General features: G+C 48.0%; 15 protein-coding genes. All 15 read right to left on the reverse strand.

The features are described from left to right. Positions 1 to 4 precede the first annotated feature (4 nt). The 15 genes from M988_RS12135 to tssB all read right to left on the reverse strand — a co-directional run bounded on the left by M988_RS12135 (position 5) and on the right by tssB (position 19,029). Positions 5 to 1,207, reverse strand: coding sequence for a hypothetical protein (locus M988_RS12135; protein WP_074388448.1), 1,203 nt, complete (start codon positions 1,205 to 1,207; stop codon positions 5 to 7). A 1-nt stretch (position 1,208) separates the two neighbouring features. Then, the gene (locus tag M988_RS22430) at positions 1,209 to 1,466 is read right to left on the reverse strand and encodes a PAAR domain-containing protein (RefSeq protein ID WP_020303840.1); all 258 of its coding nucleotides are present in this window, start codon (positions 1,464 to 1,466) and stop codon (positions 1,209 to 1,211) included. Then, the gene (locus tag M988_RS22860; protein ID WP_020303841.1) at positions 1,438 to 1,959 is read right to left on the reverse strand and encodes a DUF3592 domain-containing protein; all 522 of its coding nucleotides are present in this window, start codon (positions 1,957 to 1,959) and stop codon (positions 1,438 to 1,440) included. Before M988_RS22860 ends, M988_RS22430 begins: the two co-directional genes overlap by 29 nt. A 13-nt stretch (positions 1,960 to 1,972) precedes the next feature. Beyond that, complete coding sequence (locus M988_RS12145; RefSeq protein ID WP_008813066.1) at positions 1,973 to 2,941, reverse strand: formylglycine-generating enzyme family protein; 969 nt, start codon at positions 2,939 to 2,941, stop codon at positions 1,973 to 1,975. A 22-nt stretch (positions 2,942 to 2,963) separates the two neighbouring features. After that, entirely contained in the window at positions 2,964 to 3,935 is a 972-nt protein-coding gene (locus M988_RS12150; protein WP_064574355.1) for a formylglycine-generating enzyme family protein, read from the reverse strand. Between the two features lie 22 nt (positions 3,936 to 3,957). After that, a complete protein-coding gene (locus M988_RS12155) occupies positions 3,958 to 4,929 on the reverse strand; it encodes a formylglycine-generating enzyme family protein (protein ID WP_064574358.1) in 972 nt (323 codons plus the stop codon). An 11-nt stretch (positions 4,930 to 4,940) separates the two neighbouring features. Then, positions 4,941 to 7,190 (reverse strand): hypothetical protein, encoded by a 2,250-nt coding sequence (locus tag M988_RS12160; protein ID WP_064574364.1) that lies wholly within the window; start codon positions 7,188 to 7,190, stop codon positions 4,941 to 4,943. A gap of 17 nt (positions 7,191 to 7,207) precedes the next feature. Continuing rightward, positions 7,208 to 9,736 (reverse strand): type VI secretion system Vgr family protein, encoded by a 2,529-nt coding sequence (locus M988_RS12165; RefSeq protein ID WP_064574366.1) that lies wholly within the window; start codon positions 9,734 to 9,736, stop codon positions 7,208 to 7,210. Further along, the gene (gene tssH / locus M988_RS12170) at positions 9,730 to 12,432 is read right to left on the reverse strand and encodes a type VI secretion system ATPase TssH (protein ID WP_064574367.1); all 2,703 of its coding nucleotides are present in this window, start codon (positions 12,430 to 12,432) and stop codon (positions 9,730 to 9,732) included. Before tssH ends, M988_RS12165 begins: the two co-directional genes overlap by 7 nt. 207 nt (positions 12,433 to 12,639) lie before the next feature. Then, on the reverse strand, positions 12,640 to 13,131 hold the full coding sequence (locus M988_RS12175; protein WP_004095601.1) for an Hcp family type VI secretion system effector: 492 nt from the start codon (positions 13,129 to 13,131) through the stop codon (positions 12,640 to 12,642). 88 nt (positions 13,132 to 13,219) lie between these two features. Then, positions 13,220 to 14,914 carry an OmpA family protein gene (locus M988_RS12180; protein ID WP_064574370.1) on the reverse strand — a complete coding sequence of 565 codons (1,695 nt, stop codon included), beginning with the start codon at positions 14,912 to 14,914 and terminating at the stop codon, positions 13,220 to 13,222. A 12-nt stretch (positions 14,915 to 14,926) separates the two neighbouring features. Further along, positions 14,927 to 15,586, reverse strand: a complete 660-nt coding sequence (tssL, locus tag M988_RS12185) for a type VI secretion system protein TssL, short form (RefSeq protein ID WP_008813060.1) — start codon at positions 15,584 to 15,586, stop codon at positions 14,927 to 14,929. Then, positions 15,583 to 16,932: a type VI secretion system baseplate subunit TssK gene (tssK, locus tag M988_RS12190; protein ID WP_064574372.1), complete on the reverse strand. Its 1,350-nt coding sequence runs from the start codon at positions 16,930 to 16,932 to the stop codon at positions 15,583 to 15,585. The genes tssL and tssK overlap by 4 nt, the downstream gene beginning before the upstream one ends. 17 nt (positions 16,933 to 16,949) lie before the next feature. Further along, positions 16,950 to 18,503, reverse strand: a complete 1,554-nt coding sequence (tssC, locus tag M988_RS12195; RefSeq protein ID WP_004095605.1) for a type VI secretion system contractile sheath large subunit — start codon at positions 18,501 to 18,503, stop codon at positions 16,950 to 16,952. Positions 18,504 to 18,528: 25 nt separating this feature from the next. Continuing rightward, the gene (gene tssB, locus M988_RS12200; RefSeq protein WP_004095606.1) at positions 18,529 to 19,029 is read right to left on the reverse strand and encodes a type VI secretion system contractile sheath small subunit; all 501 of its coding nucleotides are present in this window, start codon (positions 19,027 to 19,029) and stop codon (positions 18,529 to 18,531) included. Between the last annotated feature and the right edge of the window lie 1,214 nt (positions 19,030 to 20,243).

Consider the following 20,243-nt stretch of genomic DNA (forward strand, 5'->3'; position numbering starts at 1 on the left):
TCCTTTAATGAACGGACAACGGGCGGACAGTACAAACTTGGTAGGATGAATCTCTCAGTAAGATGAGCTGGTTTTCATTTTCTGAATATGCTTTTTCACAGGCGAGTATCAATGCAATATTTCCAACGGCCTTATCAGGAAGACCAAACGTAGGATCTAAATCAAAACTCTTACCCTGATTAATAGGATGTTCTACTGAATCCAGTGTAATAGTGACCTCTGTAAGCATTTCCGGTGAAACTTGGCTATGCCAAAAAAAATAATCGGAACTCCCTTGTTCGACGAGTTTTCCCCAGCGCAATGCATCCGTGAGAGATTCAGTTAAATTATCTATCTTAACTGGCCTATGTATTGCCGCTTTTGGTGTAACTTCGCGGTCAAGATACCAGTCAGCACGCCCTAAAATAAGTACACTAACGGACTCTACATGATTTTGTAGCGGTTCTTTCAGTAGGTGTATTTCAACTGAGATAGCTATATCTGTAGAGCTTTTGTCATCCAGCCAATGATCAATCCAGAGCAGGCCGTCATCCTCTGAGGTAAATATAACATCGCGGATTTGCTCATGATTTAAAACCTGATGCCATAATAATAAAACATCAGAATCGCTTATTATCCCATCGTGTTTTATTCTCACCTTTAAATTAGCCTCTTTATAATTTTTATTTAGGCTATTATTTAACGATGGCGCTATCTTTTTCAGCAAAACTTCTAAACGTTCAGCATATTCATTATTATTACGTTTTCCTACCGCAGGAGAAAGTTGGCCTAAACTAACCGTGGTTCTATATTCTGCCAGATATATTGGTTTTAAAGGCTCTTCTCCATTAATGATAGCTTGGCATAAATTAGACTCACCGATAGGTGTACAGTAAAACGATTCTAAGAAATGGACAGGTTCCTGACCTTTTTTTATCAGTTCTTTCTCTAGTTTTTCGTGATTATCATTCCAATGCCTGATATAGGTTAAACTGTTTTCATAACTTAATTGTCGAAGACCATAAAGCATCAGCCCAAATACAGTAGGAAACAGTAAACTGCAACACCAAAACCAAACTGAATTTTTAACCTCATCAACTGGCCACAACAAAAATGACAATAAGCATACCAGAAGAATAAAACACACTAAAAACACAAGCCATATCATTTTATTTATAGGCAAAGGATCAGTTTTTTTATCAGGAATCAAATGTAAATTGATGGGCATTTTATTTTTTACCGGCATTAGACAACGAGGTAATTAGCGTGCATCCACATGCACAGCGATGCCCATGTAAGGCAATAGGTTTTCCATTACATCTAGCATTATTATCACCTTCTATAATGGTAGTATTTCCGTGTTTAGGACATGAAACTTTATCACCTAAACAGGCGACAGACTTTCCCATAAAAGTAAGACTAGTCGCGCCGCTAAGAACAACGCCACCATGAGATGTTTTATCTCCTACGCGAATGACGCCTTGCATCATTAACCTCTCTATATCTGAAAAAATTCCCCAACGCCCAAACAGCATGAAAACTAAAACGACCTATAATAAAGAAAAGTACGATAGGTGTGATTATATTAAATATATCAAATATGGTGTCATCGTCATCAGTATAAAGAACAGTAACCTTACCTGAGTAGTTCATTTTAGTTTGCATACTTGAAAAACCTGATGTGAACTCATGCCTTACGCCTTTATCGTCAAAATACTCAACAACAGGCTTATATTGAGTACATCGTGACACACCTGAATTAGCATGGTGATATATAGCGGGACAGGTTCTTTTACTATCAATCACATGACCAATCGTGCGTTTATATACAAATATATATTGATAGTCACGATATATAAAGTACGGTAAAAAAATAGCAGACAGAGTCAGTGTTATTACAAAAAAAGCCAGCATGCATTTTTCTGCAATAAGATTGTCAGCTTCGATAACTCTACGCCTTCTTCTTTTTTTATGTTTCATTTTTTAATTAAATTTATTTAATCGGCTCAAGGCTATTCACTACACAGCGGGCGGTTTTATCGCTGGGTAAAAAGTCTCTGCTTTTAGGATCTGCTTTATACCGAACAACGGTTAACCCGCGTCCTGGTCCAGAGTAATCTTGGCTGCGCATAGCCTTATAAAAATAACCATCATCATTTTTATACGCGGGCTTGTCTGGACCTTGAGGATCCTTCACTGGGGATGTTTGGTAGTAATCTGGATCATACCAATCTTTCATCCACTCCCAACCATTTCCGGCCATATCGTATATGCCTAGAGGATTCGGTGGATATAGATTTCCTGGTAATGGAGAATATACGCCGAGTGACGTGCCCATTTTTTGCGAATAGGCTTTGCTATCTTTTTCTGTCGCTACATTCTTCTCCTCGCCATCGGTAGCACGGATTGTCCCGTCGTTGGTGGGTGCTATCACATACTGTCCACGGTTACGCGCAGCGTACTCCCACTGTGCCTCCGTAGGCAGTGCAAATGGTAACTTCGTTACCTTGGCTAACCATTGGCAATAAGCTTCGGCCTCATACCAGTCAACGTGTGCTGGCCCGTTAGCTATACCGTTCTTCTCTTCCCACCGAGTCTTAGTTCTCACTCCACCATTAACCACTCTTCCCGGAAGATTATTGTAGGCCAGGTAAAACTTATATTCGGTATTATCCACTTTGAATTTGCTGATCGAGTAGCTCGTTAACTCCACTTTATGCAGGGGCTTACTGTCTGGGTTCGCGTTATAGGGCAAATGTTCTTTGCCATATTGCTCGCCAAAATCCCCCATCAAAAACTCGCCACCTTTAACGTAAACCAGCTCTGATTTTACTTTATTAATGATAGTATTCAGCTCTGCTTCACGGCTATTATCTGTTTCTATATTGGCTGCCTTCTGATCGCAGCCACTAAGAATGACGATGGCAAAAGATAAGAAACCTGTTATCCCTATTTTTTTCATTTCCCTTACCCTCATACGTCCTTTATTTTATCGGCTCAGGGCTATTCACCACACAGCGGGCGGTTTTATCGCTGGGTAAAAAGTCTCTGCTTTTAGGATCTGCTTTATAACGAACAACGGTTAACCCGCGTCCTGGTCCAGAAAAGTCTTGACCGCGCATAGCCTTATAAAAATAGCCATCATAATCATCTTTATAAACGGGCTTGTCTGGACCTTGTGGGTCCTTCACTGGCGATGTTTGATAATAGTTAGGATCATACCAATCCTTTACCCATTCCCAGCCATTTCCGGCCATATCATAAATATCCAATGGATTAGGTGGACGAAAATCACCAGGCATCGGTGATAATATTCCTAAACTTGAGCCTATTTTGCGGGAGTAGTTTTCTCGATCATCTTCACTAGCTATATTTATTCCTTTTCTATCCTCGATCTGAATTGTTCCATCATTTGTGGGCGCTATCACAAACTGCCCGCGGTTACGCGCAGCGTACTCCCACTGTGCCTCCGTAGGCAGTGCAAATGGCAATTTTGTCACCTTAGCTAGCCACTGACAATATGCCTCGGCCTCATACCAGTCAACGTGCGCTGGCCCGTTAGGAATACTATTCTTCTCCATCCAGTAGTTTTTCTTTCTTGGCCCACCTTCAACGACCCTACCTGAGAGATTGTTATAGGCTAAATAAAACTTATATTCGGTATTATCCACTTTGAATTTGCTGATCGAGTAACTCGTTAGCTCCACTTTATGCAGGGGCTTACTGTCTGGGTTCGCGTCATAGGGCAAATGCTCTTTGCCATATTGCTCGCCAAAATCCCCCATCAAAAACTCACCACCTTTAACGTAAACCAGCTCTGATTTTACTTTATTAATAATAGTATTCAGCTCTTCTTCACGGCTATTATCGGTTTCTGTATTGGCTGCCTTCTGATCGCAGCCACTAAGAATGACGATGGTAAAAGATAGGAAACCTGTTATCCCTATTTTTTTCATTTCCCTTACCCTCATACGTCCTTTATTTTATCGGCTCAGGGCTATTCACCACACAGCGGGCGGTTTTATCGCTGGGTAAATAATCTCTGCTTTTAGGATCTGCTTTATAACGAACAACGGTTAACCCGCGTCCTGGCCCTGAATAATCATAGCTACGCATTGACTTATAAAAATAGCCATCATCATCATCTTTATATACGGGCTTGTCTGGACCTTGAGGATCCTTCACTGGCGATGTTTGATAATAGTTAGGATCATACCAATCCTTTACCCACTCCCAGCCATTTCCGGCCATATCGTATATCCCCAAAGGATTCGGTGGACGAAAATCACCAGGCATCGGTGATAAGATTCCTAAACTTGAGCCTATTTTACGTGAGTAGTTTTCTCGATCATCTTCACTAGCTACATTTATTCCTTTTCTATCCTCAATCTGGATTGTTCCATCATTTGTGGGCGCTATCACATACTGTCCGCGGTTACGTGCAGCGTACTCCCACTGAGCCTCCGTGGGCAGTGCAAATGGTAACTTCGTTACCTTGGCTAGCCATTGACAATAACCTTCAGCTTCATACCAATCAACGTGTGCAGGCCCGTTAGCTATACCGTTTTTCTCTTCCCACCGAGTCTTAGTTCTCACTCCACCATTAACCACTCTTCCCGGAAGATTATTGTAGGCCAAGTAAAACTTATATTCGGTATTATCCACTTTGAATTTGCTGATCGAGTAACTCGTTAGCTCCACTTTATGCAGGGGCTTACTGTCTGGGTTCGCGTCATAGGGCAAATGCTCTTTGCCATATTGCTCGCCAAAATCCCCCATCAAAAACTCGCCGCCTTTAACGTAAACCAACTCTGATTTTACTTTATTAATAATAGTATTCAGCTCTGCTTCACGGCTATTATCGGTCTTCGTGTCGGCAGCTGTTTGGTCGCATCCATTAATAAATAATACTAAAATACTTAAATATGAAACTTTGTAAAAAATACGCATAAAAACCTCAACTAAGCTGTCATTTCCGGAAATTCACTGGATGGTGAAAACATAGCAGACTTGGAGTATAAAGGATTAACCCCATTATAGAGTCGGTACGCCTCGCTGTTATTCCATGCCAGTGGATACCCCCACGCAGGAGTTACTCTAAGACGCCTGTAAATCGTCTCCATTTCATGATTTTTATTCTTACCTTCTTGTAAAAAATCACTCAAGTCATTCATTTTTCTTTGAGAAACCATATACTTCAATGCAGGATTCCCTCCCGATAAGGAGCTTCCATCCGCTGTGCAATGACTGAAAACCTCAAACCACTCTTTTTGAGTCTGGATGCTTGTCAAAATAGTTATAATTGCATCTTTTCTATTACTATAAATATTAGGGATAATATCATCCCCATAGTTCTCTCTGTCTATATGATCGGCTATCCCATGTCGAGTAAGCAGATAAATAAGTATACCTTTAGCTTCAGGGGTATAACTAAACAGCTTATCTTTGCAAGAAATAATATTTAATGCCAATTGATTTCTTTTTTTCGATTCCTTTAAACCATTCTCAATTGATTCCACAAACAATGTGAAACTAGCATCTATCTTATCTACAGTAGCTTTAAGACTTTTGAGGGATTTCTCTATGTCAGCCTTTTTATCTGTCAACATCATAACGCACACCTTGCTAAAAGTATTAAATGCGTCTTTAGTCACCAACTCAAAAAACGCATAGTCCAACCCATACAGTTGATAAATCAGCCACCCGCCAAAATCGGACAATTTGTCATAATCCACCGCGGCCTCAAAACTGCCTTTTGCACCCACGCCTACACACAGACTGGCGGCTATTTTGAAACAAAAACGGCCATTAACAAAATCACATTTAAAAGTACCACCAATTCCAGCGCCAGCCATGCCCACTAAGCTCTCAGATATTGAGCAGAAATCGACAAACTCAGCCGCCGCTTTAGCCTTCTCACCCGTTTTTCCCTGATACTCAGTCAAAGCTTTCGGCTGTAGCCACTGCACCCCACCAGCAAGTTTAAGTGTGGCTTTCGCGCCACCAAATATTTCGGCAGATGCTGTTAGCCCTTCATCTTCATTCTCACCTTTGCGTGCATTATGAAACTGTGCACCAGTCGCTCGACGCTGACGAAAACGAGGAAGCTGTGGCTCACGAATACCCATAACGACCTGCTTCGTTCCGATGGTTGTTACTTGTATTTGCGATTCAACCTGCGCCGAAGCGCCAGCAAAGCCAATCAGCGACGTTTCAAAATAAACCCGTAGCATCCCCATATCCAGTGGTTTTACTCTATCTTCCGCAGCATACTTCAAAGGCCACCCTATTCTATCCGGCATATAGAATTTCGCACTTACGGTACCCGAGGCAATCGAAAGCACAGAACTGTGTTCAACTTTGAAACTGAGTTTACCATCATAGGGATCCCATTCGCCGGATGCGCCCGAATTAGAGGTAAAACGAAGAAATTGAGCGCCAGCAGATACATCTATATTCGCATTTACTTCAGTTTCGTTAGCCCTCGCCAAACTAGTATTCCAGCTATCAGCCCAGTCTGTTAAGGTTTTATCTACTTTACCTATATCCTCAGCAGAGAAATATTTAATCCCAGTATTATCAGAGTCGAGTTCTTTAAGCTGATTCTTTATTTTTTGTGTATTAATTCCTTTAATATTTTTGTTACCGTCGCGAGTAAAAATGCTTTCTGATGCCGACGCTTTATCTTTACCTGTGATTTTAACTTTATGCCGCACACCTACGCCTAATTTATCGATGTAGCCTTTCTTGACGAAAGCATAACGACTTCCTACTCCACGCTTGCTACCTGGTTTCTTTTTTGTTGCGATAGGAATGAGCTCAACTACTTCTTTATAACCGGTGCCTGTAGCTTCAAAATCCCCTAACGTACTTTGCAGTGCATCCTTCTTCTCTTGCAATATTTTTTCTGCGGCAACTACTTCGTTTTCAAGATTAACTAGCTCCGCCGACTTTTCTGGTTGTGAGTAAACCTTGCCATAGTTCTCCAACGCCGCCGAATAATTCTCGCTGGCTTTGTGGTGTTCATCCACGCAGGTCATGATTTCGCGTGCATGTTCATCTAATTGCTTTGATGCCTCTGCGGTGAGCAATATCAGCTCTTGAGTGCCGGTAATAAAATAGGTATCTACAGACTCATGTTCCACTGTAATAATGTTATTTTCTTTTTTATCCAGTTGCGCCTGAGAAACCGGCTTATTATTCTCACTCATGCTCGTTATCCTCCCTGTTATTCGAAGAACAGCTTAATGTTTTGTGGGTCAATGCCATAATGGCTTTGGGTAAACCCATTCTTATCAGTAACACCGCGTAACACGCTTCCATCGTCGGTCTCAATGCGGTATGGGATATAAGCCTTAGGCTCGCTAGTCGTTTTATCAATAACCTGAAAACCACCCTGCATTGGATATTTATATGCGGGATCTTCAACAGACATGGGTTGCAACGCTGCACTTAAGGAGGCTGTTCCGCCCCAGCTAATATTGTCATTTTTGAGTTTTATTGTGCCAGGTGCACCAATCTCTATAGAGCCATCTTTAATTTTGATATAGGCACCTTTGCTGACTAAGGTGATCCCCTGAGCGGCGTTAACGACGATTTCACCACTGACGCTATTGATACTCATCATTTGATCTGACTGAAGGGTCATTGCGTCTGTTTGTGCCTGAATTGAAATTGGCCCTCGCGCAGCAAATAATTTCATCCCCATTTTTTGGGCAAACAGACTGATTGCTTCCCCCGCAGCAACGGTAAAACGTTTAAAAATACTAAAATCGATATTTTCACCCGCAGTCGTGGTGACAGTCTTACCAGCTGACATCTGAATATTTTTAGGGGTGGTATAGGCCATCCCTGCAGGGGCCGACACTAATAAACCTGAGCTGCTCAGTTGGTTAATTACGCTGCTTAACTTTTGCTGCGAGGCAATATCTGCATCCAGTGCGCCTGAAACTTTTGCACTCTGAGCAAGCGCAGTCACTAGTTCTAGTGCGCTTTGTAACTGGCCTATTGCCGCCCCCATCTCCAACACCTTCCCACCCGCCTTCGGCTGGCCGTCGGCGCTGATGAAAATCCCCTTGCCCGCCCTTATCGCGCCCCAGTCGTCGGTGCGCAGTTCGAAGCCTTCGCCGCGTTTCTGTTTTTGGCTATCGACCAAATGGCCGAGGTTGAGCTGGGTTTTGCCGCCGTATTCGGTGCTGAGTTTGATGTGCTCTTTGCCGCGTTCGTCGTCGAGGCGCAGTTTGTTGTTGGCGGGGGTGCGCAGTACGTTGCGTTTGTAGTTTTGCAGCGTGACGTGGTCGCCGTGTTTGGAGTCGTGCAGCGCGTAGGCGATGTACGGTCGGTCAGGGTTGCCCTCTTCGAACGCAATCGCCACTTCGGTACCCGCCAGCAACGGGGCGTGTAAACCGTAGGTGTCACCGGCATACGGACGCGCTTGGCGCACCCATAGGCTTTCACAACCGGCCTGCCATTCGTCGCGGTCAAAATCAAACGACACGCGGTAGCGGCCATCTTTGTCGATGTGGCTGTAGGTGTCGTTCACCACGGTGCTGGTGACGCGCGCCGGAATGGTGCCCGCCATCACCGGTTTGGCGGTGGGTTCTGGGCGGAAGCAGACGTTTTCAGAATATGGGATGGCGGTGAATTCTACTTCATAACTTTGGTCGCGACGCGCCTTGCTGCTGATACCAATAATGACCGCCCCTTGGCGGAACGCCTCAGGCGCGTCACCGTCAACTTTGAGCTCTTGCCCCGGCGACAGCGCCGCCGAGGTGGTGAAGCCATGTAACAGGGTCTGCTGATTAAGGTAACGTTCATGGCGTAGGCGGGCATAGAAGACACCGCTCTCCGTCTCAGGCTGCGGGCTGTTTTTATCACCCGCCGACAGATAATTATCGGCGTAGTGATAGGCTTCGCCGTAGGTGGTTTTGTCACCGTGAGTCACGTCAACGTCGCCGTCCATCCACGATTGAGCTTGGCGATAGTTGTAGTCTCGGGTGGTGACGCGGTTTTCCACCACCTGATGAGCGCTGGTTAAGCCCCACACTGATTCGACGCCAACGTCATTCATGCCCGACGGATTACGCAGTGGCAGACTGGTGCCAAACTGGTAGTGTTGCTGATCGTCATAGAATTCAACAACGTCGATATTAAGTTTGGGATCGGCGGTGAAGCGGAACCAGATGCCGATTTCGGCCAGCAGGCGACTGATAAATTGCAGATCGTTTTCGCCGTACTGCATCACCAGTTCACGTTTTGGATAGGTGTGCGCCAGCGTGAACAGGAAATCTTGCCCTTTGAAGCCGTGGCGATCGCGCAAGATCTTTTCCACAATCTCCGGCACTGAGAGATTTTGGTAAATCGCGTGCTGATGGCTTTTCGCCAGCAGTGCCAAGCGCGGAACCAAGGTGACTTCGTAGCGGCTTTCGTCCCGCGAAGTAGAAAGACGCTTAAAACTCTGGATCACCCCGTGTACCGTGCGCAATGCCTGCATAACCGACGGCGTCATCGACAACGCGGCACCCAAGGAGGCCAATGCATTCGGCGTAGCGTTCAGGGTGAATGTGGTGTCCTGCATCAGCATCTGCGCGGGCTGGATGTCTTTGGCCAAGCTGGTGAATTCGATGGTGTAGCGATAAGGCTGGCTGAGATGCTCTTCAGCGGTAAACGCCAACACATCTAGTGGAGCCGTGTTGTCCCAAACTTTCAGCACATGGTGGCTGTGATCGAACATCAGTTGAGCAGCAGTATTTAACATATCACCCTCGCTTCCGTCGTAACCGAGCAATCCGTATCAGCTTCACCGTTGTGTTCATCACCGAAATCCAGCGTAATGCCTTCCTCGTCGTTGAACCCCAGCGTCAGACTGTCGGGTTTTCGCTGCTGCGCTAAACGCTGTAATAGTTGCTGAGAAAGCACCGGTAAGATCTGTTGATTAAGCAGGCTGTCGATGTTGCGTGCGCCGGTATCCGGCAGCAGGCAGGCCGCCACCAGCGTGTCCATCAGACTCTCTTCGATATGGCAAGTCAGTCCATAGTGACGCTGAAGACGTTTCGCCACCTGCCCTAATTTGATGTCCACAATGCGGCGGAGTGCCACGGCGTCTAGCGGGCGATAGATCAACGTTTGGAAACGCGCCAGTAAGGCAGGCTGGAAGTGATCGCGTAGGATCGGACGCAGCAGCTCGTGCAACATGCTATCCGACGCCTCTGGCTGCTGCTCTAACAGCGCCATCAGCTCATCACTGCCGAGGTTGGCGGTCATTAAAATCACGGTATTGCGGAAATCGATCTCGCGCCCTTCGCCGTCGCGCATAAAGCCACGGTCGAATACCTGATAGAACAGGTTTAAAACGTCGCGATGCGCCTTCTCAACTTCGTCGAGCAGCACCACGCTGTATGGTCGCTTGCGTACCGCCTCGGTCAAAATCCCGCCCTGACCATAACCCACGTAGCCCGGAGGCGAGCCTTTAAGCTGAGAAACGGTATGCGCTTCTTGGTACTCGGACATATTAATCGTGATCAGCGATTTTTCGCCGCCGAACAGGTCATCAGCCAGCGCTAATGCGCTCTCTGTTTTCCCTACACCGCTTGGGCCGACCAGCAGAAATACGCCGAGCGGGCCGTTTTCTGAGGTTAAACCGGTTTTAGCCGCTCGTAGACGTTGAGCCAAGGCACCTAACGCCGCCTGTTGGCCGATAACCCGCTCGCCGAGCTGATGCTCAAGCTGTAGCAGGCTAGTTTGTTCGTCTTTGAGCAGGCTGCCTAACGGAACACCTGTCCAGTCAGCAATCACATTGGCTACGGTACGCACATCAACGTCGAGAGAAAGCAGTGGATGGCTGCCCTGTAGTTCGCTGAGCTGTTGCTGAATCGCGGCGCGTTCGGACTGACGGCTGATGTCTTGACGCACTTCGAGCAATTGCTGAGTAAGTTCGCGCTCTTGTTGATATTGAGCATCGAGCGCCGTTTGCTGACGTTGCAATTCTACGCTGAGCTGATCAATGGCACTCAGGCGCTCGATATCGGCACCGCTGCTGAACACCAGATCCTGTTCAATCGCTTGTTTTTCCATCTCTAGCGCCGCGAGTTGTGCATTCATCTGCGTGAGCTGTTCCGGCACGGTGTCTAAGCTCATACGTACACGCGCGCTGGCGGTGTCGAGTAGATCAACGCCTTTGTCCGGCAGTTGTCGTCCGGTGATATACCGGCGCGACAGCGTGACTGCCGCTTTCACCGCGGCGTCCTGAATATGCACGCCGTGATGGGTGGCGTAGCGCTCTTTCAAGCCACGCAGCATCAGGCAGGCCATCTCATCGTCGGGCTCGTCCACTTTGACCATCTGGAAACGGCGTTCTAACGCGGCGTCGCGTTCGAAATACTGTTTGTATTCAGACCACGTGGTGGCGGCAATGGTGCGTAATTCGCCGCGTGCCAGCGCCGGTTTCAGCAGGTTAGCGGCATCGGCACCACCGGTCTGATTGCCCGCGCCAATGATGGTGTGCGCTTCATCGATAAACAGTAAGACAGGCTCTGGCGACTGCTGCACGGCCTCGATGACGTTTTTCAGGCGCTGTTCGAACTCGCCCTTCACGCCCGCGCCCGCCTGTAACAAACCGAGATCTAATGTGCGTACGCTGACGGTTTTTAAGCTATCGGGGACGTTGCCTTCAGCAATACGTAGCGCCAATCCTTCGACCAGTGCGGTTTTACCTACACCCGGCTCACCAACCAGAATTGGATTATTTTTGCGGCGGCGAGAAAGAATATCCACCATCTGACGGATTTCCATATCGCGGCCAAAGACGGGGTCGATGCTACCGGAGCGCGCTTTTTCGGTCACATCAAGGGTAAACTTGTTGAGCACCGCCAAATGCGCTTCCTGCATCGGCGAAACACCGCTGGTGCTCGGTTCATTAGCGGCCGATTCGGTATTAGACGAGGATGGCTGTTGAGGATGTTGCAGCCCAGTTTGCAATTCAGGGCGCTCTTCTGACTGGGCATCTAGCAGCGGTAACAAACGGGAAAGCTGTGTGGTGCTAATACTCAGCAGCGGCCAAACGGCATCTGTCGCCAGTAAGTTAGGCTTACCGATTAGCGCAGCAAGCAGATGTGCGGAACGCACGGCGTCGGTATTCTCCTGCAACGATGCATCTAGCCACGCATGTTTGATCAGTTGCTGAAGTTTGTCAGAGAGCTGCGGTTTTCCCTGAATGGTATGTGGAAGACGCTCTAAATGATCCAGCAATCCCTGCCATAGGCCGTCCATATCCCATTCATAACGGCGAGCGATCACCGTAATGTCACCTTCGCCCTGCTCTAACAGCTTGAGTAACCAGTGTTCTACCGTGATTTCCGCATGGGCACGGGTCTGGCATAAGGTTGCGGCGGCAGCCAGTGCCTGAGCACAATATGGATTTAACCGACGCAGTAAGCTTGCTGAATTATTTCCCATCACATTCTCTCTCCCATTTAAGCCCGTAGCCCTCATTAGGCACGCTACCGCCCATAGCCGTTTTCCGTGCTAGGAAACCAAGGCCCATAAGGTCATCAAATTAAATTGTTTAAATCCGTTCGTTGTTGTGCTCAGAGCCCAAACGATGCCGCTTTGGCGCTGAGCAGAAAAACGAAAAGGCAGACGGTTTCCCGCCTGCCTGAGGTATTACGCTGAAGCGCGCTCATTCCAAGAATCTGAATGGATGATGTTGCCGTCTTTGAAGGTCCAAGTGATCTTCTCGTAACGGAACTCAACTTCTTCCAGATGGTTGTGTTTCTCTTTAGAAGGATCTTTGATGTCCCACATTTTTGGCGCAACTTTTACGACTTTGACGTTTTCCAGTTTGGTATTGAAGTATTCCACTTCTTGACCCGCGTCATCGATCTTGTACCATTTGATTTCGGCAGACTTCAGGGTCTGGCCAGAAGTCACGGCTTTGTACAGGTAAGGACTTGATGCATCGACTTCTTTGGTGAACACCAGAGGAGTGTGGATACGTGTACCGGTCAGTTTGCCGGTGTTGTTATCCGTTGGGATGTACAGAGAGTGTTCCAGCGCCACCATCTCGATGCTGCCTTCACGCTTTTGTACGTCTACTGAACCCTTAATGTCTGCGCCGCCGTCGTCTTTCAGCCACAGATATGCTGGAATTGCCATGTAAAACTCCTTGTTACTGGGGAGGTACTTATCCGTACTTGGGGTGCTGATAAGTACACTGTTGTAAGCCGCCGAACTTGGCGGCTGGTTAAAAATCTGATGCCTTGGCGGGCAGCTTGCAGGCTCCCGCCTCTGGCACCAGACGAATATCTACCCGACGATTAGCCGCTCGGCCCGCGTCGGTTTCATTACTGGCAATGGGCTGGCTGGCGCCGTAGCCTTGCACTGCAAAACAGGTCACCGGAATATCCCCCATGCTGCGCATCCAATCGCGCACCGCCTCGGCTCGCGCCTGAGATAACGCCAGATTGCGCTGGGCATTGCCGGTAGCGTCTGTGTGCCCAGCAATCACGATCAGCCAGCCCGGCTGGGCTTTTATATCCACCAGCGCCGTTACCAGCACTTTGGTCGAACCTGATTTCAACTTCGCGCTATTGGTATCAAATAGAGACAGGCTGTCTAAACGCACGGCCTTCGGTATAACGACCTTGGCTTTTTGTTCGACTTTCTCCGGCGGCGGAGGCACATAGGTGGCAATCGTCGTCAGTAGCGGTTGGCGCAAGCGCTCACCGGGGTACAGCCCGAGCCCCATCCGTAGCGGCACGCCCTGCCGATAGTGGTTATCCAACTGGATTTCGTCCTGAATCAAAACATCAACGGCCTGTTTTTTCGGGATAAAATCGGTCATACGAATAGCGTTATAGCGCTGAATATCATCACTGACCTGACGCAGTAACTGGCGGTTATGCCATGCTGAACTCCCCAACGCAGCAATCGCGGCCAAGGTAAATAACCCAATACCGATCGCCTGTGCTCGATGCAGTGGCGTAAAACCAGACTGCTGCGGCAGCAAACGGAATAGCCTGTCTGGAAACGCTAACGTTGCCACTGACGCCGAACTCACGCCCACAACATCGGTTAACGTGGTTTTGCTTGCCAGCCATTGTTGCCAGAGCGAATGCTCCGCCATGCCTAAAGCGGAAACTGGGGATAACGCAACCGCAACGGGACGACAAGCCGCAGCCGAATGTTCTTGGCGTCTGCAGTGCGGTAAGACAAACTCAGACATCCACGCGCGCCAGCTTTTTACCGTTACCGCACACTGAAAGCGCTCAGCTTGCTGGGCTTCTCCCTCATCGCTGCGATGAGCTGCCAGCCAATCAATCAGCGAGCGCGGAGCGGAACGACCAATACCGACGCTGCACTCAGTTTCTCCCGCTACCCACTCGAACCAACACTCATCAGGAACATGAGATTTTGGCAGTGCCAAATAGCTGGTCAGCAGCACGGACGTCTCGCTGCCACACAGTTTGCTCACGCGGGATACCTGATAACAGAACTCGCGCATCTGCCCCGCCAATACCGCGGCATCAACCTGTTGCTGGGGATTAATCACTCGCATTACGCTGATTTGCTCGCTCCAGCCCGCGCGTTGTGCCAGTACAGAGTCCACAAAATCGGCTAACCGTAGATCTACGGGTAAACGTAAATAACAGCCTCGCGGCGTTTCGCGCATTTGCGTGGAACCAAACAGCGCATCAAGGTTATCGCCACACACCACCACCACCGGATGCCGAAAGTGTTCAGGCGGCAAATCGGTTAACACGTCAAGCACATGGACATCAATACTCGCCGCACGCTTCCATCCGACTGCCACGATCAGTAACACCACCACAATAGTGATAATCAGCCCTAACAGCGTGAGCGGTAGCCAAAATAGACACAGTAACAGCGCGAGCAATCCGCCCCATGCCCAAAGGGCGCGCTTGTAGGTGGTACTCATGTCATCAATCCCTTATGGCTTACTGGGTAACAGCGTCGTGACCAGCGCCGTTAGATAACTGTGGAATCCCCACCAAACAGCGGCCAAAACCACCACAGCCGCAGCAACGTGAACCCAACGCGAATGCAGCCAGCGGTAGCGACGCGAAGCGGCGGCATTGACCAGCAGCGGCGCGCTTTGATCCACATCCAGCGGTTTGACGCGCTGGCTCAGTTCAGCCACCAGTTGTTGGCGCTCAGGTGTCTCGTTTTCGCCATACCGTCCACGGAACCCGAGCATCAGCACACGATGAAAACAGGTCAGCACCGCCATATTGGGCGAGGGTTCACGTAGTACCTCTCGCATGCGTTCATACAGCAACTCCCCTGCCTGCAAGGTGTGGAAAAAATGCGCCTGAAGCGGCATAGCGTGCCACGCCGAATAACCATCGTCCTGAGGTCGTCCTAACACCGTTTCATCCAACAACGCACACTGTGCATAGCGAATGTGGTCAATCGCGTTTTGATGCATACCTGCGTCTTTCAGTACCTGCTGGGTGTGTTCAATGCTCTTGGTGCAGTGCTGCCATAAGCTTTGCCCGTGCTCTACAGGGACACCTTGCCGCAGTTGAACCACCAGCAACCAGGTGTCTTGTAGCAATTCGTCTATATCAATGACTGTCTCTTTACTCATGCTCTCAGCACCGCATACAGTTCAAGTTGCACATCAGACAACGTTCCCGGCACGTAGAACGCACAAGACCCCGACGCCAGCATCGCCGTCGCCGTTGGATGGTTGAGATCCAATGCGAAATACTGATTTTCCAAACGCAGCGGTATGGCGGCAGGTACATGGCTGAGTGGGATCAGCGGAACGCCGTTTAAGGCAACGTTAATCAGGTTATTGACGTCGTCAGGCGCACCGACTTTGCACAACAGCGGGAACTGGGTTTGAAGCAGGTGAGCCGGTAGCGCGGAGCGAACTGAAAGATAGAAATCTGCCTCTTCGCGCAGACGTGGGTCGTTCAATGCAGCCTGCCACTGATTTGGACGGACTTTTTCCAGCTCAAGCGTAATGACACGCGACGGTAGACTCGCTTCGAGCAAGGTGCTAATCAGGCTGAATAGTGGCGGGAATACCGCGCCTAAACGCGCGTGGTCATAGGCAGGAATAGCGTCCATGTCATGTTCGAGGGAAAATGTCAGCAGTGCGCCCGCAAGCTTCACCAGTTCGCGATACACCAGCTCCGGATGCAGGGCTGGATGAGCCAGAAAATCATTCAGCACCGGTTCATAGCTATTCAGCGCATTGAGCAGCCAAAACAGCGATACATCAGCTACAGCAAAATCGGCCATGCGCTGATTACTTTCTCGGCGCATTCCCATCAGGCGAGTACGTTTAGCGTGGAGCTGAGTCAGCAAACGATCCAGATAGCTAATCAGTGCGGCATGTGCGCCAAACTGCAACAGCGGCGGTACGAACTGCGGATCAATGCCCCATACGCCTTGAACATCACGCACTAAACGCACCGCAGGACACGTGAGATAATCGCCGTTTTCATCGCCATCCAAGCGCAGCGTAAGCGCATAGCGGGCTACAGCCATCGACTCAGTATCGTTACCCAAAATATCCTGCACTGAGGCCCAGTCCTGACGATAGCGAATCGGGCGATCGGCTTTGGCATCCGTTGGCAGGCAGTTGCCGCCGTTGGCGTGCTCAAGCGGCAGTGCCAGCAGCAGCGTGGCACTCTGTGCCGTCGCCGGCAGCACCTGCGTCAAATCCAGCGCAGGTGGCAACACGTCTGCCCTTTCGGTATCCAGCAGCGTACCGTCCTGAAAGCGGACGCAAATGCGATCCGCTTTCAGTTTGCCCAACCGTAATGCGTCCTTGTCAAACTCAGCCGTCATGATCCCCCAAGGGTGGACCAACGCTAGGCGTGCAATACACTCATTGGTGTACGCTTCCCAGCGAGCCTGCTGTTGGAACTGCTGCGGAGACAACAATGTCCCGGCAGCCCATAACGGACGGTCAATTTTCATCTTCAAATCCGTCCCGATTAAGCTTTGGCTTTAGGCATCTGCGAAACCAGAGACAGATTCACATCCATTCCTTCAACTTGGAAATGCGGTACGGCAAACAGCTTCACGCGGAAGAAACCTGGGTTATCTTCGATATCTTCAACGGTTACCTTGGCGTCACGCAGCGGGTGCGAAGCCTGCAAGTCATCTGCGGGATCGGTCATTTCCGTGACCAAACCACGGATCCAGTTGTTCAACTCCAATTCAAGTAAACGACGATCTTTGGTGGTGCCGATGTTTTCGCGCTGGATCAGTTTCAGGTAATGAGCAATACGCGAAAGGAGGAAGATGTATGGCAAACGCGCATTAATACGGCTATTGGCCGTTGCGTCGTGCGTTTCATACAGCGCCGGTTTTTGCGTAGAGTTGGCAGAGAAGAAGCACGCATAATCACGGTTTTTGTAATAAGAGAGTGGGATAAAGCCCAGATTAGCGAATTCAAATTCGCGAGTTTCCGGGATCATCACCTCTGATGGGATTTTGACCTGATTACCCGTCCCTAAATCGTACAGGTGGATAGGTAAATCGGTGACAGCGCCGCCCGCCTGCGGCCCGCGGATCTGCACGCACCAGCCGTTGTTGATAAAACTTTTCACCATGTTGGCTGCAAAGGCAAACGAAGCGTTAGTCCACAGATATTTCTCGTGATCCGGCCCTTTGACTTCTTCTACGTAGTTAAAACTGCGAACGGGAATAGTATCTGGGCCATAGGGCAAACGACCTAACACCCGCGGCATCGTTAAGCCGATGTAGCGTGCATCGTCGCTTTCACGGAAAGATTTCCACTTCAGATACTCTGCACGGTCAAAGTAATTGCCAATATCTTTAATGGCAGCCACTTCTTCCATGGTGTTTTTGCCAAAGAACGCGGGGCCTACGGAACCGATAAACGGCATATGTGCCGCGGCGGCCACTTTTGAGATGTTGCGTAGCAGAGCAATATCTTGCGGGCCACGGCCAAACTCGTAGTTAGAAATCGTTGCCGCAATAGGCTCACCGCCTGGGGTATCATATTCCTGAATGTAGGTATGAGAATAAAGGCCGCTTTGCGCAATTTCTGGCGCATCTTCGAAATCCTGTGCCAGATGATCTTTGCTCACATCTAACAGTTCAATACGCACATTTTGGCGGAAATCAGTTTGGTCAATCAGTGACTTAACACCGCGCCATGTGGATTCCACGCGTTGAAAATCTGGATGATGCATCACCGCATCTAATTGGCTGCTAATTTGGGCATCAAGCGCTGCAATGTGGCCATCCAGCAAGGTTTTATCCAGCTTTTCCACTTTTTGAGCAGACTGTTTGAGCAAGTCTAAAAATACGCTTACGGCAGCGGTCACTCGCTCATCAGCAGAGGCTTCTGCGAGGCCTTCATTGTTTTGGAAGGTTTCGATATCGGTCATTGAAGAGACCGGATTGAGATTAATTTTCTCAAACAACGACGCGTAAACGCCCTGCATGATTGGTGCTTCGTGTTCCAACACAGCGGTAGCATTACCCTGTGCTTTGTTTTCCTGTACAGACATCAGCATTTCCTTCTCTTATCCAAACCAGTCATTAACAATCTTTTGGCGCCAGTGCCGCCAGTTCCGTACGAAGTTCATCGCTCAGCGCATCATCTTTGAGGATGTTTTCGAGTTCACGGCGGAAAGTCGCGTTATCCAGTAGGTTAGATTTGAGATCGCGCAACAGGTTACGCATGGCGAGAAGAGCACGTAGCTGAGGAATTTGGCGTGCAACCTGTTCAGGCTCGAAATCTTTCATGTCATTGAAAGTGAGAGACACTGCGGTATCTGTGCCATCTGCCGCTAAAGTATCAGGGACAGCCATTTTAATACTTGGCTGGAATTCACTGAGTACGCTGTTGAAGTTGTTTTTATTAATATCGATTTTGCTGCGTTCTGAAAGTGGACGTTGTTCTGTACCGTTGCTGTAATCGCCCATTACCAGTAATTTCAGAGGTAATTCAACTTTTTTCTGCGCCCCACCTGTATGTAAATCCAATTTGATATTTACACGAGCCTTGGGTACTTCATTTTGGAAACTTGATGAAGCCATTTACTGTCCCTTACAACTGAAAATTAAGGATAACTGCCAGTCGTGACAAACATTCCCTACCTAAAATTAAAGCACCGCAGACAGGTGGATTAATTACGAATAAACGGCGTAGTAAAAACGTTCATCGATTGGCGCTATTTGGTCTATCTCTGTGTTTATTTAAACAATAAGGAAAGGTGAGTACGCAATATACTCAGACACGAGTCTAAGAACATTTAGGCATAATTAAGAAATCCTTAACTGTTACAAAATGTAACCTGACAGACAATTTGTGATCAAGATCATCCATTTGAAATATAAGAAATTTCTTTAAAAACAAAACCACAATCCTTGTAGGTCAATGGGTTGAGTCACAAGCTACATTAATGATTTCAGTAATAACTCCGAAGGAAAAATCAGATATTTCCAGTGCTCGATTTAATAGAGAAATGACATTTCCCACGTACTAAGACAGCGTTTATGTGAATAAAGCGCAAACCTAATATACAAATAACCGATGAATCACAATCATTCACCAAGGGCATATAGCGTGACTAATTCATCCATATAAGTGCCGTATTTTCAAAACCAAAACCACCGCTAAGCATCACTAGCAGCGGCAAAATACATGTTAAAAATAGGATTTATGCCAAGATTGAATCTATATGGAAAGATTAAACACCATTGAGATTAGGTCTATCCTAAAACGAGGGCAAGAGTCTATAGGAAGTCATAAAATTCAGAACAACCCAAAATACCCCCTTAAAAATAAAAGATAAAAAACAGACTTATATATTATTTAATACTTCTAAGTTGATATATCTTTCTTTTAAGTAAATAAAATTCATTAAAATAAAGAATAATAAATGGAATTTATGAAGGACGAAGCAAGGCTTCTTTGGTGTTTGTCTGTGCGGCTAAATCGGAGTGCAAACTAGGCATGACAAGGCCGTAAACAGGATTTCAGAGGGGAAGATTTGAAAGATTCACGTTAGTAATGCTACTATAAGGCTCCTCTGGACAGTGGTCTCTGAAAACGCACTGCCCAGAGTTTTTCCCTGGTGTTGGCTGAATTGGCTACCTGACTCTCGTGGTCAGGTTTTTTTTATCTTCAACTCACGGGACAATTATAAGTGTGTAGACAGATTCCGTAAGTTGTACTTAAGTACTGTACTCACCCTGTACTTAAGTACACCGCTGCCGCCGAGACTGTAGAACAAACTTCAGGGATGCCA

The organism is Hafnia paralvei ATCC 29927 (assembly GCF_001655005.1).
Lineage (GTDB): Bacteria > Pseudomonadota > Gammaproteobacteria > Enterobacterales > Enterobacteriaceae > Hafnia > Hafnia paralvei.

What these genes read in the sequence shown, in the direction of transcription:
- tssL (WP_008813060.1), bottom strand. Translation starts at nt 15,586, where the DNA reads ATGAGTAAAGAGACAGTCATTGATATAGACGAATTGCTACAAGACACC.
- tssH (WP_064574367.1), bottom strand. Translation starts at nt 12,432, where the DNA reads ATGGGAAATAATTCAGCAAGCTTACTGCGTCGGTTAAATCCATATTGT.
- M988_RS12135 (WP_074388448.1), bottom strand. Translation starts at nt 1,207, where the DNA reads ATGCCCATCAATTTACATTTGATTCCTGATAAAAAAACTGATCCTTTG.
- M988_RS22860 (WP_020303841.1), bottom strand. Translation starts at nt 1,959, where the DNA reads ATGAAACATAAAAAAAGAAGAAGGCGTAGAGTTATCGAAGCTGACAAT.
- tssB (WP_004095606.1), bottom strand. Translation starts at nt 19,029, where the DNA reads ATGGCTTCATCAAGTTTCCAAAATGAAGTACCCAAGGCTCGTGTAAAT.
- M988_RS22430 (WP_020303840.1), bottom strand. Translation starts at nt 1,466, where the DNA reads ATGCAAGGCGTCATTCGCGTAGGAGATAAAACATCTCATGGTGGCGTT.
- tssC (WP_004095605.1), bottom strand. Translation starts at nt 18,503, where the DNA reads ATGCTGATGTCTGTACAGGAAAACAAAGCACAGGGTAATGCTACCGCT.
- M988_RS12155 (WP_064574358.1), bottom strand. Translation starts at nt 4,929, where the DNA reads ATGCGTATTTTTTACAAAGTTTCATATTTAAGTATTTTAGTATTATTT.
- M988_RS12145 (WP_008813066.1), bottom strand. Translation starts at nt 2,941, where the DNA reads ATGAAAAAAATAGGGATAACAGGTTTCTTATCTTTTGCCATCGTCATT.
- M988_RS12150 (WP_064574355.1), bottom strand. Translation starts at nt 3,935, where the DNA reads ATGAAAAAAATAGGGATAACAGGTTTCCTATCTTTTACCATCGTCATT.
- M988_RS12165 (WP_064574366.1), bottom strand. Translation starts at nt 9,736, where the DNA reads ATGTTAAATACTGCTGCTCAACTGATGTTCGATCACAGCCACCATGTG.
- M988_RS12180 (WP_064574370.1), bottom strand. Translation starts at nt 14,914, where the DNA reads ATGAGTACCACCTACAAGCGCGCCCTTTGGGCATGGGGCGGATTGCTC.
- M988_RS12160 (WP_064574364.1), bottom strand. Translation starts at nt 7,190, where the DNA reads ATGAGTGAGAATAATAAGCCGGTTTCTCAGGCGCAACTGGATAAAAAA.
- M988_RS12175 (WP_004095601.1), bottom strand. Translation starts at nt 13,131, where the DNA reads ATGGCAATTCCAGCATATCTGTGGCTGAAAGACGACGGCGGCGCAGAC.
- tssK (WP_064574372.1), bottom strand. Translation starts at nt 16,932, where the DNA reads ATGAAAATTGACCGTCCGTTATGGGCTGCCGGGACATTGTTGTCTCCG.